General features: G+C 74.1%; 15 protein-coding genes. 8 read left to right on the top strand and 7 right to left on the bottom strand.

All coding sequences use genetic code 11. The features are described from left to right. Positions 1-80 precede the first annotated feature (80 nt). Positions 81-644 (bottom strand): NAD(P)H-dependent oxidoreductase, encoded by a 564-nt coding sequence (locus AB0898_RS11255; protein WP_366802616.1) that lies wholly within the window; start codon positions 642-644, stop codon positions 81-83. A 105-nt stretch (positions 645-749) separates the two neighbouring features. Between AB0898_RS11255 and AB0898_RS11250 the strand changes: the two genes are divergently transcribed. Continuing rightward, entirely contained in the window at positions 750-1,430 is a 681-nt protein-coding gene (locus tag AB0898_RS11250) for a TetR family transcriptional regulator (protein ID WP_366802615.1), read from the top strand. 76 nt (positions 1,431-1,506) lie between these two features. On the opposite strand, the gene AB0898_RS11245 is transcribed toward AB0898_RS11250, so the two are convergent. Beyond that, the gene (locus tag AB0898_RS11245) at positions 1,507-2,652 is read right to left on the bottom strand and encodes an NAD(P)/FAD-dependent oxidoreductase (RefSeq protein ID WP_366802614.1); all 1,146 of its coding nucleotides are present in this window, start codon (positions 2,650-2,652) and stop codon (positions 1,507-1,509) included. A 17-nt stretch (positions 2,653-2,669) separates the two neighbouring features. Then, positions 2,670-3,347, bottom strand: a complete 678-nt coding sequence (locus AB0898_RS11240) for a TetR/AcrR family transcriptional regulator C-terminal domain-containing protein (RefSeq protein ID WP_366802613.1) — start codon at positions 3,345-3,347, stop codon at positions 2,670-2,672. A 130-nt stretch (positions 3,348-3,477) separates the two neighbouring features. On the opposite strand from AB0898_RS11240, the gene AB0898_RS11235 reads away from it, so the two are divergent. Beyond that, positions 3,478-4,473 carry a LacI family DNA-binding transcriptional regulator gene (locus AB0898_RS11235; RefSeq protein WP_366802612.1) on the top strand — a complete coding sequence of 332 codons (996 nt, stop codon included), beginning with the start codon at positions 3,478-3,480 and terminating at the stop codon, positions 4,471-4,473. Positions 4,474-4,523: 50 nt separating this feature from the next. On the opposite strand, the gene trxA is transcribed toward AB0898_RS11235, so the two are convergent. Then, positions 4,524-4,910: a thioredoxin gene (gene trxA / locus AB0898_RS11230; protein ID WP_366802611.1), complete on the bottom strand. Its 387-nt coding sequence runs from the start codon at positions 4,908-4,910 to the stop codon at positions 4,524-4,526. 192 nt (positions 4,911-5,102) lie between these two features. Here trxA and AB0898_RS11225 point away from each other — a divergent pair, with 192 nt between their 5' ends. After that, a complete protein-coding gene (locus tag AB0898_RS11225) occupies positions 5,103-6,533 on the top strand; it encodes an NAD(P)/FAD-dependent oxidoreductase (protein ID WP_366802610.1) in 1,431 nt (476 codons plus the stop codon). A gap of 9 nt (positions 6,534-6,542) precedes the next feature. Here AB0898_RS11225 and AB0898_RS11220 read toward each other — a convergent pair whose 3' ends face one another. The 3 genes from AB0898_RS11220 to AB0898_RS11210 form a co-directional block, all read right to left on the bottom strand. Next, complete coding sequence (locus AB0898_RS11220) at positions 6,543-7,187, bottom strand: peptide deformylase (protein WP_366802609.1); 645 nt, start codon at positions 7,185-7,187, stop codon at positions 6,543-6,545. Between the two features lie 103 nt (positions 7,188-7,290). Further along, the gene (locus AB0898_RS11215) at positions 7,291-7,638 is read right to left on the bottom strand and encodes a tetratricopeptide repeat protein (RefSeq protein WP_366802608.1); all 348 of its coding nucleotides are present in this window, start codon (positions 7,636-7,638) and stop codon (positions 7,291-7,293) included. 68 nt (positions 7,639-7,706) lie between these two features. Further along, a complete protein-coding gene (locus AB0898_RS11210) occupies positions 7,707-8,435 on the bottom strand; it encodes a DUF2071 domain-containing protein (protein WP_366802607.1) in 729 nt (242 codons plus the stop codon). A 111-nt stretch (positions 8,436-8,546) separates the two neighbouring features. On the opposite strand from AB0898_RS11210, the gene AB0898_RS11205 reads away from it, so the two are divergent. The 5 genes from AB0898_RS11205 (at position 8,547) to AB0898_RS11185 (ending at position 13,611) form a co-directional block, all read left to right on the top strand. Continuing rightward, on the top strand, positions 8,547-9,563 hold the full coding sequence (locus AB0898_RS11205; protein WP_366802606.1) for a permease: 1,017 nt from the start codon (positions 8,547-8,549) through the stop codon (positions 9,561-9,563). Then, a complete protein-coding gene (locus AB0898_RS11200; protein WP_366802605.1) occupies positions 9,560-10,273 on the top strand; it encodes a TIGR03943 family putative permease subunit in 714 nt (237 codons plus the stop codon). Before AB0898_RS11205 ends, AB0898_RS11200 begins: the two co-directional genes overlap by 4 nt. A 133-nt stretch (positions 10,274-10,406) precedes the next feature. After that, the gene (locus AB0898_RS11195) at positions 10,407-11,555 is read left to right on the top strand and encodes an acyl-CoA dehydrogenase family protein (protein ID WP_366802604.1); all 1,149 of its coding nucleotides are present in this window, start codon (positions 10,407-10,409) and stop codon (positions 11,553-11,555) included. After that, positions 11,555-12,409, top strand: coding sequence for a phosphate/phosphite/phosphonate ABC transporter substrate-binding protein (locus AB0898_RS11190; protein WP_366802603.1), 855 nt, complete (start codon positions 11,555-11,557; stop codon positions 12,407-12,409). The genes AB0898_RS11195 and AB0898_RS11190 overlap by 1 nt, the downstream gene beginning before the upstream one ends. Next, entirely contained in the window at positions 12,406-13,611 is a 1,206-nt protein-coding gene (locus AB0898_RS11185; RefSeq protein WP_366802602.1) for a ferritin-like domain-containing protein, read from the top strand. Before AB0898_RS11190 ends, AB0898_RS11185 begins: the two co-directional genes overlap by 4 nt. Position 13,612 lies beyond the last annotated feature (1 nt).

The following is a 13,612-nucleotide window of genomic DNA, read 5'->3' as shown; positions in this document are numbered from 1 at the left end:
GCCGCGGCTCCGGGGCCGTGACAGCGCGAAAGGGGGCCGGAGCCCGCACGGCTCCGGCCCCCTCACGGGGCTGCTGTGGCTCAGGCGGCCAGGATGTCGTCCGCGCTGCCGTGCAGGCGCGCGACGACCTCGGTCAGCTGGGCGGCGACCTCGGCGTCGTCGACCGGGTGCGTCTCGGCGAAGCGGGTCACGGAGCCGGGGATCGAGAGCTTGATGTCCTCGATGACCTTGCCGCCGGCGATGCCCACGGCCTTGCGGGCGTCGTCCTGGGCCCACACGCCGCCGTACTGGCCGAAGGCGGTGCCGATGACGGCGACGGGCTTGCCGGTGAAGGCGCCGGCGCCGTACGGGCGGGACAGCCAGTCGATGGCGTTCTTCAGGACGGCCGGGATGGTGCCGTTGTACTCGGGGGCGAAGAGCAGGAAGGCGTCGGCGGCCTGGGCGGCCTCGCGCAGCTTGGCGGCGGTGGCCGGGACCTGGCCCTCGACGTCCAGGTCCTCGTTGTAGAACGGGACGTCGGCGAGGCCCTCGAAGATCTCGACCTCGGCGCCCTCGGGGGCGAGCTTGGCGGCCGCCTCGGCGAGCTGGCGGTTGTGCGAACCGGCGCGGAGGCTGCCGACGAGCGCGAGGATGCGTACGGACATGGGAGTACTCCAAGGGGGTGGCTGAAACACGCTGGAAACGATCCGGACCGAGGTCCGTTTAAGTTTCTACCACCCTAAGCGGACCGGGGTCCAGTTTTGTTCCCCGTGCTTTACGCTGTCTTCATGTCCAGCGTCCTGCCGCCCTGTCCGCAGCCCGAGGAGCCCGTCGACGAGCCCCAGCTGCTGGAGGTGGGCCCCGCCCCGGCCGCCGACGAGCCGTGCCTGCGCGCCGACGCGGCCCGCAACCGCGCGCGCCTGCTGGAGGCGGCCTCCCGGCTGATCGCGGAGCACGGCGCGGCCGGGGTGACCATGGAGGCGGTCGCGGCGGCGGCCAAGGTCGGCAAGGGCACCGTGTTCCGCCGCTTCGGCGACCGCACCGGACTGCTGACGGCGCTGCTCGACCACTCGGCGCGCACGCTCCAGGAGGACTTCCTCGCCGGACCGCCCCCGCTCGGCCCCGGCGCCCCGCCCCGGGAACGGCTGCGCGCGTTCGGCGTCGCCGTCCTCTACCGCGCGGCGGAGCAGCTGGACCTCCAGCTGGCGGCCCAGCCGGACCCGGGCCGCCGCTACAAGCACCCCTCCGCGCAGGCGCTGCGCGCCCACGTCACGATGCTGCTCCGCCGGCTCGTCCCCGACGCCGACTGCGAACTGCTCGCCCAGCCGCTCCTGGCCTACCTCGACCCGGCCCTGATCCACCATCTGACCCGCCAGTGCGGGATGCCGATGGAGCGGCTGGAGGCGGGCTGGCTGGACCTGGTGGACCGCCTGACGGAGCAGCGGGGCTGAACAGGAGTTCCCACCCCGCACCTCCGTGCCCCTTACCCCTAGGGAGTGTCTCCACCCCTAGGGGGTGTCTCCACCCCTAGGCCCCCGTGAACATCGCCGTCAGCAGCTGGGCGGAGTCCTCGCGGAACAGGACCTTTCCCTGCTGCGCGGAGTCGGCCGCGGAGGCTTCCGCCCGGCGGAACATCTCCGTCTCGTAGGCGGTCAGGGCCGCCTCCGTGTCGTCGGGGTGGGTGGCGATCGCGAGGCCGAGTTCGGCGCCGTCCAGGAGGGCGAGGTTGGCGCCCTCGCCGGCGAACGGGGACATGAGGTGGGCGGCGTCGCCGAGCAGGGTGACGCCGGGGACGCGCTCCCAGCGCAGGCCGACGGGCAGGGCGTGGATGCGGCGCGGCACCAGCGGTCCCTCCGCGTCCCTGACCAGCGCCTTCAGGGTGTCGTCCCAGCCGTCGAACTCCTTCAGCACCGCGTCCTTGGCCGCCTCGGTGTCCGTGAAGTCGATGCCGTCGAGCCAGTCCTCCGGCGCCTCGACGGCCGTGTAGACGTGCAGCCCGCCGTCCGTCTCGCGGTGCGCGAGGAAGCCCCGCCCCGCGCCCAGCGCGAACAGCATCCCGGCGCCGATCACCTGAGCGCTCACCGGATGCCGCTCGTCCGCGTCGGGCAGGTCGGTCTCGACGAACGAGATCCCGGTGTACGCGGGCACCGCGTCCGAGACCAGCGGCCGTATCCGGGACCAGGCGCCGTCCGCGCCGATCAGCAGATCGGTGGTGAAGACACCGCCGTCCGCGAGCGCGACCTCGTGCCGTCCGTCGCCGAGCGGCCGCGCCCCGGTCACCTTCGCGCCCCACCGGACCGTGCCCTCGGGCAGCGAGCCGAGCAGCAGGTCGCGCAGGTCGCCCCGGTCGATCTCGGGGCGGCCGCCCGCGCCGTCGTCCGGCGCGTCGTGGTGGACGTGGGCGTGCCGGTCCAGGACGCGGGTCGCCTGGCCGCCCCGGTGCACCCGCGCGAGGAACGCGTCGTACAGCCCGGCCGCGTGCAGCGCCTTCTGCCCGGAGTCGTCGTGGATGTCGAGCATCCCGCCCTGCGTGCGCGCCTCGGGGGAGGCGTCGAGGTCGAACAGGGCGGCCTCGACGCCCCGGGTGTGCAGCACCCGGGCGAGCGTGAGCCCGCCGAGCCCGGCGCCGACGACGGCGATCGGGTGGTGGGGTACGGGAGCGGATGCGGTCATGGTGGCCTCCTGGGGGCTCACTCGGGTACGGCGGTGCGCTCGATGCCGTTGATCAGGGTCTGGAACGCCCACGAGACGCGGTTCTCGGGCGTGCCCGAGAGCAGCGCGTGGGCGGCCGCTGCGATGTGCGGACGGGTGGGGTCGTCGGCCGCCCGGCGCAGGACGCCGATCAGCTGCTCCCACTCCTCCGGGTCGTCGCCGCCGGCGTGTTCGGCGGCGGTCGCGACGGCGTGCTGGAGCAGCAGATCGACACCCCAGGCGGCCTGGGCGCGCGGCACCCCGCCCTCGTCGAGCAGGGCGAGCAGGGTCTCGATCAGATTCAGGTAGTGCGGGCCGCGCGGCCGGGCGGTGAGCGCCGCGCGGGCCAGCTCCGGATGGGCGAGGAGCATCCCGGTGCAGGCGACGAGCACATGCTCAAGGCGCTGCCGCCAGGTGCCCCCGTCCGGGGCCGGGGGGACGGTGCCGAGCAGTTCGTCCAGGACGGCGGCGTGCAGCTCGTCCGTGTTGCGCACGTAGACGTACAGCGAGGCGGGACCCGTGTCCAGCTCCTGCGCCAGCCGCCGCATGGTCACCTTGCGCAGCCCTTCGGCGCGCATCACGGCCACGGCGGTCGCGACGATGACCTCACGGCTGAGCGCGGCCTTCGCGGGGCGCTCGCGGCGGGAACGGGGGGAGTGCTGGGGAGAAGCGGGCATGGGTGAGAGCGTAACGAACATGTTCGTCACGAACAAGTTCGTAGCGAACGTGTTCGTTCATCGTCCGGTTCCGTACGACCTCGCCCCGCCCGAAGCGGCCCCCGGCGGCTCTGCCAGGATGCGTTCCGTCATGGTGCAGCTACCGAACACGCCCACGAGCGCCGATGTCGCCCGCCTGGCCGGGGTCTCCCGCGCGACCGTGTCCTACGTCCTCAACGACACCGGCGCCGTCCGGATCAGCGAGCCGACGCGCCGCCGCGTCCACGCGGCCGCCCGCGAACTCGGCTACGTCCCGCACGCGGCCGCCCGCACCCTGCGCGCCGGGCGCAGCCGCATGGTCGTGATGCCCGCCCCCGCCGTCCCGGCGGGCCCGCTCCACAGCCGCTACCTCGGCGAACTCCAGTCCGCCCTCGGCCGGCTCGACTACACCGTCGTCCAGTACGGCGCCCTGGGCCTCCAGGGCGACGAAGCCGCCCGCGTCTGGGCCGAGTTACGTCCCGTCGCCGTACTGATCCCCGGCACCGGACCCGGCCCGCAGGGCGTCGAGATCCTCAAGCGCGCCGGTGCCCGCGCCGTGGTGACCCTCGGCCCCGGCCGCGTCCAGGGGGCGCACGCCCTGCTCATGGACCACGCGGTGGTCGGCCGGCGCGCGGGCGCGCATCTGTACGCGCGGGGACGGCGCCGCATCGGCGTGATCGTCCCCGAGGAACCCGGCCTGGACGCGTTCTCCCGCCCCCGCCTGGCCGGCGTGCGCGAGGCGCTGCGCGGCACCGACGCCACCGTCACCGAACTCCCGCTCGCCCCCGCCGAGGCGGCCGCCGCCCGGCTCGCGGCCCAATGGCCCGGCCTGGACGGGGTGTTCGCCTACGACGACGAGTACGCGATGCTCCTGATGCGCGCGCTGGAGGACGCGGGACGCCGCGTCCCCGGCGAGGTGGCCGTCGTCGGCGCCGGGGACCTCATGCTCGGCAGGCTGCTGCGCCCCCGGCTCAGCACCGTCCGCCTGGACGTGCCCTCGGGGCGGGAGCTGGCCGCGTTCGTGGACGGCGTCGTACGCGACCCCGGGCGGGAACCCGGGGTCCGCGCGGTCCTGGACGCCTCACTGATCCACCGCGACTCCAGCTGACCCGCACCAGGCGGGTCGACTCCCTTCGCGGCGGCCGGAGTTGCCGGGGTCTACTCCGGCCCCTGTCCCTGCCCCTCCTGCTCCGCGATGTTCTTGCGCACCTCGTCCATGTCCAGCTTGCGAGCCTGGTCGATGATGTCGGTGAGGGCCGGCTCGGGCAGCGCGCCCGGCTGGGCGTAGACCGCCACCTGGTCCCGGACGATCATCAGCGTCGGGATCGACTGGATGCCGAACGCCTGCGCCAGCTCCGGCTGGGCCTCGGTGTCCACCTTGGCGAACACCAGGTCGGGGTTCTCCTGCGCGGCCTTGTCGTAGACCGGCGCGAACTGCTTGCAGGGTCCGCACCAGTCCGCCCAGAAGTCGATGAGGACGAATTCGTTGTCCTGCACCGTCTGGTCGAAGTTCTCCTTGGTCAGCTCCACGGTCTTGCCGCTCATGGCATCTCCCTCTTCCTGGTGTGGGGGTGCTGCCCTCGGCACAAACACGCCCTCCGGTCCGCCTATTCCGGCGCACATCTCACCCGTACCCCCAGAAACCGCACCCGTACCCGCCCGATCCCCCCCCGCACGCCCCGGACCCGCGCGCGTACCGTGTGGCCCCCGCGCCCGCCACCCACCACACTGGGGCCCATGACGGAAACGGAAGCCATCGCGTACGACGTCGTGGTGCTCGGGGCCGGACCCGTGGGGGAGAACGTGGCCGACCGGACCCGCGCGGCCGGTCTGTCCACCGCCGTGGTGGAGAGCGAACTCGTCGGCGGCGAGTGCTCGTACTGGGCCTGCATGCCGAGCAAGGCGCTGCTCAGGCCGGTCATCGCGCAGGCCGACGCCCGCCGCCTGCCCGGCCTGGCCGAGTCGGTGCGCGGGCCACTGGACACGTCCGCCGTGCTCGCCCGCCGGGACGGTTTCGCCTCGCACTGGAAGGACGACGGCCAGGTGAGCTGGCTGGAGGGGGTCGGGGCCGACCTCTACCGGGGACAGGGGCGCCTCGCCGGGCCGCGCACGGTCACCGTGACCGCCTCGGACGGCACGGTCACCACCCTCATCGCCCGGCAGGCGGTCGTCGTCGCCACCGGCACCCGCGCGGCGCTTCCAGGGCTGCCCGGGCTCGCCGAGGCCGAGCCGTGGACCAGCCGCGAGGCCACCAGCGCCCGGCAAGCACCCGGCACTCTGATCGTCGTCGGCGGCGGAGTCGTCGCCACCGAGATGGCCACCGCCTGGCAGTCCCTCGGCTCCCGGGTCACCCTGCTGGTCCGGGGCGAGCGGCTGCTCGGCCGCATGGAGCCCTTCGCCGGGGAACTGGTCGCCAAGTCCCTCACCGAGGCGGGCGTCGACATCCGCACGCACACGTCCGTCGCGTCCGTCACGCGGGAGGACGGCAAGGTCGTGGCCGTCACCGACGGCGGCGAGCGCATCGAGGCCGACGAGATCCTCTTCGCCACCGGACGCGCCCCGCAGACCGACGACATCGGGCTCGACACCGTGGACCTGGAGCCGGGCACCTGGCTGGAGGTGGACGACACCCTGCGCCTGCCGGACTCCGAGTGGCTGTACGCGGTCGGCGACGTCAACGGGCGCGCCCTGCTCACCCATCAGGGGAAGTACCAGGCCCGGATCGCGGGCGCCGCCATCGCGGCCCGCGCGGCGGGGGTCCCGCTCCAGGACGAGCCCTGGGGCGCGCACGCGGCCACCGCCGACCACTACGCCGTGCCCCAGGTCGTCTTCACCGACCCCGAGGCCGCCGCCGTCGGCCTCACCCTCGCCGAGGCGGAGGACGCGGGCCACCGGGTCCGCGCCGTGGACGTGGACTTCGGCTCGGTCGCGGGCGCCTCCCTCTACGGCGACGACTACACCGGCCGCGCCCGCATGGTGGTCGACCTGGAGGAGGACATCCTGCGGGGCGTCACCTTCGTGGGTCCCGGCGCGGGTGAACTCGTGCACTCCGGGACGGTCGCCGTCGCCGGCCGGGTCCCGCTGGACCGGCTCTGGCACGTGGTCCCGCCGTTCCCGACGCTGGGCGAGGTGTGGCTGCGGCTGCTGGAGGCGTACCGCGACAACTGACCGGCTCCGTCAGGGGAGTTCAAAGCCCAGGACCTTCGCGGCGGTCCCGGGCGCGGGCTGGGCCCACAGCGCGGCGACCGCCTCGTTGGTGGACAGCGAGCGCAGTTCCGCGCGGTCCAGATAGAGGGTGCCGTTCAGGTGGTCCGTCTCGTGCTGCACGATCCGGGCGGGCCACCCGGACACCTCCTCGTCCAGCGCCCGGCCCCGCTCGTCCTGCCCGGTCAGCCACACCCGCGCGGCCCGGGCCACGACCGCCTGATAGCCGGGCACGCTCAGGCAGCCCTCGTAGAACGCGGCGAGCTGCGGACCGGCCGCGTCGTACGCCGGATTGACCAGCACCCGGAACGGCAGCGGCGCCCGGCCCCGGGCCGCCGCGACCTCCTCGGGCACCGTCGCCGGGTCCTCCACGACCGCGATCCGCAGCGGCACGCCCACCTGCGGGGCGGCGAGACCGACGCCGGGAGCGGCGTGCATGGTGACGCGCAGCGCCTCGACGAAACGCGCCAGGAGGGCGGGGGAGAGCTGGCCCTCGTACGGCTCGGCGGGGCGGCGCAGGACCGGATGGCCGGCCGCGACGATGGGCAACGGTCCTTCGGCGGCGAGGAGTTCCTCGACCCGCTCGGCCAGGGGCGCGTGATCGCTGGGGAGTGACATCGGGTCAGGATGCCACGGCGGCGCGGACGCCGGCCCGGCGTGGGCCGCAACGCCCGCGCCGGGCCGGGGAGACCGCGCCGCCGTCACCGCCGGGCCCCGCCGGTCACTCCTGCGGGAAGTCGCCCGCGAGCGCGGACGCGATCCGCAGGTGTGGCTCCGCCTCCGCGTTGCGGGACTGGCGCTGGAGCGTGCGGCCCAGCATCAGACGGGCGTAGTGCTCCACCGGGTCGCGCTCCACGATGGTCCGCAGCTCCGCCTCCGCGCGGCCGAGCTGCGCGGAGTGGTAGTAGGCGCGGGCCAGCAGCAGCCGGGGCGCGGTCTGCTCCGGCACCTCCTCGACCAGGCCGGTGAGGACCTGCGCGGCGCGCGCGTAGTCCTTGGCGTCGAAGAACATGCCCGCCCGCTCCCAGCGGTCGGCGAGGGTGCCGTGGTCGTAGTACGTGGTGTCCACTGATGACCTCCTTCGACGGGTGCAACCCACCGGGGTGGTTGAATATTCCACTACCCCGGTCATGGCCGTCACGCCGCCCGGCGCCCGCCGCCCCGCACCGGACGCGCCATCCCCAGCCGTACGTCCCGCACCGGCCGCGAGAAGCGCACGACGGGCTCGCCGAGCGGGGCGGGCAGGCCCGCCGCGGCCGTCAGGTTCTCCTCCAGCGCCTCGATCCTCGCGCTGCTCAGCGGCCACGGCTCGTGCTCCACCGGGCTCTCCCACAGCCGGCCCGCGCGGCGCGTGTACGCCCGCCAGCGGGAGACCAGCCAGTGGTCCCGCTCCGTCGGCTCGACCGGGGCGCCGGGCCGGACGGCCAGCCGGTAGAAGGCGTCGCCGGTCCAGCGCGAGCCGGTGTAGACGACGGTGTCCCCGCTCACGCACAGGCCCACGCTCGCCGGGGTGTACGGCGCCCCCATGGCACGCGCGGCCCACATGGCGGGGCAGCCCACGTCGACGGAGAACAGCCACAGCCCGTCCCGCCCGTCGCGGCGGCGGACATAGGTGCGCAGATTGGTCTGCGGGAAGTCCGGGAGCGCGGGCAGTGCCGAGGGCATCCCCGGGAGACGGGCGTCCGCCATGAGGAGCGAGACGAGTGACACCCAGGCGGTTCCGTCGTACCGGTCGACGGTCAACTCCTCGGGCAGCAGCGCCTGTATCGCCTCCGGGCGCACGGGCCAGTGGACGAACGTCAGCGTCCGCCATCGCGCCCGCAGGACGGGCAGCCGCACCCGCTCCTCCGCCTCGCGGGTCACCATGCCCGGCGAGTCCCCCGGGCGCGCGCCGGGGAAACCCGCTCATGAGGCGTCTTACCTTCGCCCGCTATGTTGAGCCGATCGTATGAAGAACGGCTGACGGGTCGGGGCGGGATGCAGCAGACGCAGGAACGGGTCCAGGAGACAGCCGCGCCACCGGGCTCCGCCGCACCGGTGCTGCTGCGCAACAAACCCCTTCTCTTCCTGGGCGCGGCTCTGCTGCCCGGCGCGCTGGTGTTCCTCGTCGGGCGGTGGGGCGACGCGCCGGCCGTGCAGGCGTGGCGGACCGTCGCGCTCGCCGTGGTCCTCCAGGCGACGCCGTTCATGCTGCTCGGCACCGCGCTGTCCGGCGCCATCAACGCCTTCGTCCCGGCCTCCGTCTTCACCCGGCTGCTCCCCAAACGGGCCGCCCTCGCGGTGCCGGTCGCCGGGGTCGCGGGCGTGGCGCTGCCCGGCTGCGAGTGCGCGTCGGTGCCGGTCGCCAACAGCCTGATCGGGCGCGGGGTCGAACCCGCCGCCGCGTTCGCCTTCCTGCTCTCCGCGCCGGCCGTCAACCCGGTCGTCCTGACCGCCACCGCCGTCGCCTTCCCCGGCCAGCCGGTCATGGTGGTGGCCCGGCTGGTGACCTCGCTCCTCGTCTCGGCCCTGATGGGCTGGCTGTGGCTGTGGCGGGGCAAGGCGGAGTGGCTGCGGCCCACCGCCCGGCACACCGGACACCACCACGGGCACAGCCGCTGGGCGGAGTTCCGCGCGGGCGTCCAGCACGACTTCCTGCACGCGGGCGGCTTCCTCGTCGTCGGCGCGCTCGCGGCGGCCACCTTCAACGTCGCCGTACCGCCCTCGCTGCTCGACGCGTTCACCGGCTCCGCGTGGCTGGCCGTGCCGTTCCTCGCCGGACTGGCCGTCCTGCTCGCGGTCTGCTCCGAGGCCGACGCCTTCGTGGCAGCCTCGCTCACCGGCTTCTCACCGGTCGCCCGGCTGACGTTCATGGTGGTCGGGCCCATGGTCGACCTGAAGCTCATCGCCCTTCAGGCGGGCACCTTCGGGCGGGCGTTCGCGGTCCGCTTCTCCAGTGCCACGGTCGTCGTGGCCGTCCTGTGCAGCGCGCTGATCGGGGGAGTCCTGCTGTGAAACGTCCCGTACAGGCGGCCCTGCTCCTGCTCAGCGGCCTCGGCCTGCTCCAGACCGCCCTGTTCTCCGACCTGTATCTGCGGTACGTCAAGGCGGGGATGAAACCCCTCCTGATCGCCTCCGGCGTCGTCCTGCTGATCCTCGGCGCGACGCAGGCGTGGACGGCGTACCGCAGCGCCCCGCGCGCGGGCGAACATCCGCCGCCGCGCGTCGCGTGGCTCCTCTTCCTGCCCGCCCTGAGCCTCCTCTTCTACGCCCCGCCCTCCCTCGGCGCCTACACCGCCGCCCGGGAGACCCCGCGCGCGACCGCCGCCGACGTCTCCGACGCGGCCTTCGACCCGCTCCCCGCGACCTCCCCGCTGCCCAGCACCCTCGGCGACTTCACCCACCGGGTGCGGCAGGACCGCACGAAGGCGATCGGCAAGCGCACGGTCCTGATGACCGGCTTCGCCACCCCCGCCGCCAAGGGCGCCGGCTGGGACCTGACCCGCCTCATCATCAACTGCTGCGCTGCCGACGCCCAGTCGGTCAAGGTCCGCATGTACGGCCGTCCTTCGCCGAAGCCCAACACCTGGGTCACCGTCACCGGCACCTGGCACCCCCACGGCCACCTCGGCACCTCCTCCGCCGAAGTCGCCCTGGACGTCCACACCTTGAAGAAGGTCCAGCGTCCGACCAACAGCTACATGGACGCCCTGCTCCCGGGCTGACCCCGCCCAAGGGGAACGCCCTTTCGTCACTTCACCCCTGCCGGTGAAGCCGTTTCCGTTCGCCCAGGAGCTGCTGCTTGACTGCCCGGCGACAGGGAGTATTCAGTCGCTAACCACCCAAGGTGCAGGAAACATGCAGAAGACGGAATCCCCGTACATCCGAACCGAGGACTTCGAGGCCGTGCTCCGCGAGGTCGTCGCGCCGCTCGCCGACGAGGTGGACCGCGCGGGGCGTTTCCCGGGCGAGGGCATCCGGGCGCTCGGGGAGGCCGGGCTGCTCGGGCTGCTCAGCTCGCGGGAGAGCGGCGGGGCGGGGGCGGGGCTGCGGGAGGCCGCCCAGGTGATCGAGCGCATCGCGGGCGCCTGCGGTTCGACCGCCATGGTGCTGCTCATGCACTACGCGGCCGTCACCGTTCTCGACCGGTACGCCCCCGAGGAGGTGCGCCGCGAGATCGCCGCCGGAAACCACCTGAGCAGCCTCGCCTTCTCCGAGCGCGGCTCGCGCAGCCACTTCTGGGCCCCCGTCGGCACCGCCACCCCCGAAGGCGCCGACACCGTCCTCCTGGACGCGCAGAAGTCCTGGATCACCTCGGCCGGAGAGGCCGACAGCTACGTCTGGTCCAGCAAACCGCTGGAGGCCGAGGGCGCGATGTCGCTCTGGCTGGTCCCCAGCGACAGCGGCGGACTCGACGTACGCGGCCCGTACGACGGGTTCGGGCTGCGCGGCAACGCCTCCAGCCCCGTCGCCGCCAAGTCCGTCGCCGTCCCCCGCACCGCCCTGCTCGGCACCGACGGCGAGGGCCTGGGCACCGCCCTCGAAGTGGTCCTGCCGTACTTCCTGGTGCTCAGCGCCGCCTTCTCGCTCGGCGTGACCGAGGCCCTGCTGAACCTCACCGCCACCCACCTGCGCGAGACCCGCCTCGTCCACCTGGACCAGACGCTCGCCGAACAGCCGATCGCCCGCAACCAGTACGCCGCCCTGCGGCTGCGCGCCGACGCGCTGCGCGCGATGCTGGAAGCGACCCTGACCGCCGTGGAGAACGGAAGCCCGGAGGCCACCCTGCGAGTCCTCCAGATCAAGGCCCTCGCCGCCGAGACCGCCGCCGAGGTGGCCGACGGCACCATGCGCCTGTGCGGAGGCGCCGCCTTCCGCCGCGAGACCGGTGTCGAACGCCGCTTCCGCGACGCGCTCGCCGCCCGCGTGATGGCCCCCACCACCGAGGCGCTGCACGACTTCTGCGGCCGCGCCGAGCTGGGCCTGCCGCTGTTCGAGGAGGCCTGATGACCGAGCTGCTCCTCGGCGCCGTCGCCTACGACCCCAAGGTCGTCACCATCTGGTCCGGCTTCCGGGACTGGCTGCGCGAGCAGGGCCTGCCCTTCGACTTCGTGCTCTACGCCCACTACGAACGCCAGGCACAGGACCTCGTCGACGGCCGCATCGACGCCGCCTGGCACTCCCCGCTGGCCTGGCTGCGCACCCGCCGCCTGGCCGACGCCCAGGACACCGGCGTACGCCCGCTCGTCATGCGCGACACCGACCGCGACCTGACCTCCGTCGTCGTGGTCCGCGCCGACAGCGCGATCCGCGAGCCCGCCGACCTCAAGGACAAGACCGTCGCCGTCGGCGCCGTCGACTCCCCGCAGTCCACCCTCATCCCGCTGCACCACCTGGCAGGCCTCGGCCTGGAGCCGGGCACCGACTTCGAGGTGCTGCGCCACGACACCGGGGTCGGGCTGCACGGCGACCACATCGGCGGCGAACGCGACGCGGCCCGCGCCCTGATGGCCGGGGAGGCGGACGCCGCCTGCGTGATCGACGCCAGCCACCTGCTGTTCGGCCAGGAGGGCACCCTCCCGCCCGGCGGCACCCGGATCCTCACCCAGACCGGGCCCTACGACCACTGCGTCCTGGCCGCCGGACCCTCCCTCGACCCCGAACTGGCCGACCGGTTCACGCAGTTGCTGCTCTCGATGTCGTACAGCGATCCCGAGGTGCGCCGCCTGCTCGACCTCGAAGGCCTCACCCAGTGGGTGCCCGCCCGGGAGACCGGGTTCGGGCAGCTCACCGCCGCCGTCGACGCAGGCGGTTTCTACGACCCGGGCGGCCGGATCACCGCCGCCGACTACCGGCCATGACCACCGGCACGGCCCCGGTCGACCTCGGCACCCTCGGCTTCGAGCAGGGCGCGCGGCTGCTGTTGACCCGCGTCCTGCGCCAGGTGCCGCCCGGCACCACCGTCGAGATCACCGGGACCGACCCGGCACTCGCGCTCCACCTCGCGGTCTGGTGCCGTCACGAGGGGCACGAGCTGGAGCGGGCCGACCCGCGCGAGACCCCGGTCGTCGCGCGGGTCCGCCCCGGGCCCGCCGCCACCGCCCGCCTCCACGGCGCCGAACGCGCGGGCGGCCCCGACAGCACCGGGATCGCCGACCGCGCGCCCCTGCACTGGGGCCTGGCCGCACGCGGCGCCCTGGTGGAGGCCGGCGGCCCCGAGATCCCCTTCGCGGTGGCCGACCGCGACATCGCCTGGACCGACCTCGCGCCCCGGCTCTACCGCCAGGCCACCGCCTCCCAGTGGGACCCCGAGACGGCGGTCGACTGGGACGCCGAGTTCGGGCTGCCCGACGAGATCGAGGACGCCGTCGTCCAGGTCATGACGTACCTCGTGGAGAACGAGCAGGCCGCCCTGGTCATCCCCGGACGCCTCCTCGCCCAGGTCCACCCGCACTTCCGCGAGGTGCTGCAACTGCTCGCCGTGCAGGCCGCCGACGAGGCCCGGCACGTGGAGGTCTTCACCCGGCGGGCCCTGCTCGGGGGCGGCGAGATGGGCACCTCCTCGGTCGGCGGCCGCGCCTCGCTGGCCACCCTGCTCACCGAACCCGACTTCTCCATCGCCTCCTTCCTGCTCTCCGTCCTCGGCGAGGGCAGCTTCCTCAACCTCCTGTCCTTCCTGGAACGCCACGCCCCCGACCCCGTCACCCGCCGCATCAGCCACCTGGTCCGCACCGACGAGGCCCGGCACGTCGCCTTCGGCGTCGGCCACCTCGAACACCGGGCCGGCGTCGACCCGCTGCTGCACGGACGGCTGCGCGCCGCCGTCGAGCGCCGGCACGACGCGCTGATCGGCACCGCCGGGCTCAACCAGGACGTGTTCGACTCCCTGGTGCTGCTCGCCGCCGGGTCCTGGGAGCCCGAGGACATCGCCCGGGGCTGGCAGGCGGTCCAGGAACTCCAGAAGGACATGGACGAGGGCCGCCGCCACCGGCTCTCCCGCCTCGGCTTCCCCGACGACGAGGCCGCCGCCCTGTCCGCGCTGCACACCCGCAACTTCATGTGAG

Source organism: Streptomyces sp. NPDC005435 (assembly GCF_040703155.1).
In the GTDB taxonomy this organism is placed as follows: domain Bacteria; phylum Actinomycetota; class Actinomycetes; order Streptomycetales; family Streptomycetaceae; genus Streptomyces.
The sequence above is the reverse complement of the archived record's forward strand: the minus strand, read 5'-3'. Positions and strand labels throughout refer to the sequence as shown.

Excerpts from the sequence above, each read along its gene's own strand:
- AB0898_RS11255 (WP_366802616.1), bottom strand. The coding sequence starts at position 644 with ATGTCCGTACGCATCCTCGCGCTCGTCGGCAGCCTCCGCGCCGGTTCG.
- AB0898_RS11245 (WP_366802614.1), bottom strand. The coding sequence starts at position 2,652 with ATGACCGCATCCGCTCCCGTACCCCACCACCCGATCGCCGTCGTCGGC.
- AB0898_RS11240 (WP_366802613.1), bottom strand. The coding sequence starts at position 3,347 with ATGCCCGCTTCTCCCCAGCACTCCCCCCGTTCCCGCCGCGAGCGCCCC.
- AB0898_RS11235 (WP_366802612.1), top strand. The coding sequence starts at position 3,478 with ATGGTGCAGCTACCGAACACGCCCACGAGCGCCGATGTCGCCCGCCTG.
- trxA (WP_366802611.1), bottom strand. The coding sequence starts at position 4,910 with ATGAGCGGCAAGACCGTGGAGCTGACCAAGGAGAACTTCGACCAGACG.
- AB0898_RS11225 (WP_366802610.1), top strand. The coding sequence starts at position 5,103 with ATGACGGAAACGGAAGCCATCGCGTACGACGTCGTGGTGCTCGGGGCC.
- AB0898_RS11220 (WP_366802609.1), bottom strand. The coding sequence starts at position 7,187 with ATGTCACTCCCCAGCGATCACGCGCCCCTGGCCGAGCGGGTCGAGGAA.
- AB0898_RS11210 (WP_366802607.1), bottom strand. The coding sequence starts at position 8,435 with ATGGTGACCCGCGAGGCGGAGGAGCGGGTGCGGCTGCCCGTCCTGCGG.
- AB0898_RS11205 (WP_366802606.1), top strand. The coding sequence starts at position 8,547 with ATGCAGCAGACGCAGGAACGGGTCCAGGAGACAGCCGCGCCACCGGGC.
- AB0898_RS11195 (WP_366802604.1), top strand. The coding sequence starts at position 10,407 with ATGCAGAAGACGGAATCCCCGTACATCCGAACCGAGGACTTCGAGGCC.
- AB0898_RS11190 (WP_366802603.1), top strand. The coding sequence starts at position 11,555 with ATGACCGAGCTGCTCCTCGGCGCCGTCGCCTACGACCCCAAGGTCGTC.
- AB0898_RS11185 (WP_366802602.1), top strand. The coding sequence starts at position 12,406 with ATGACCACCGGCACGGCCCCGGTCGACCTCGGCACCCTCGGCTTCGAG.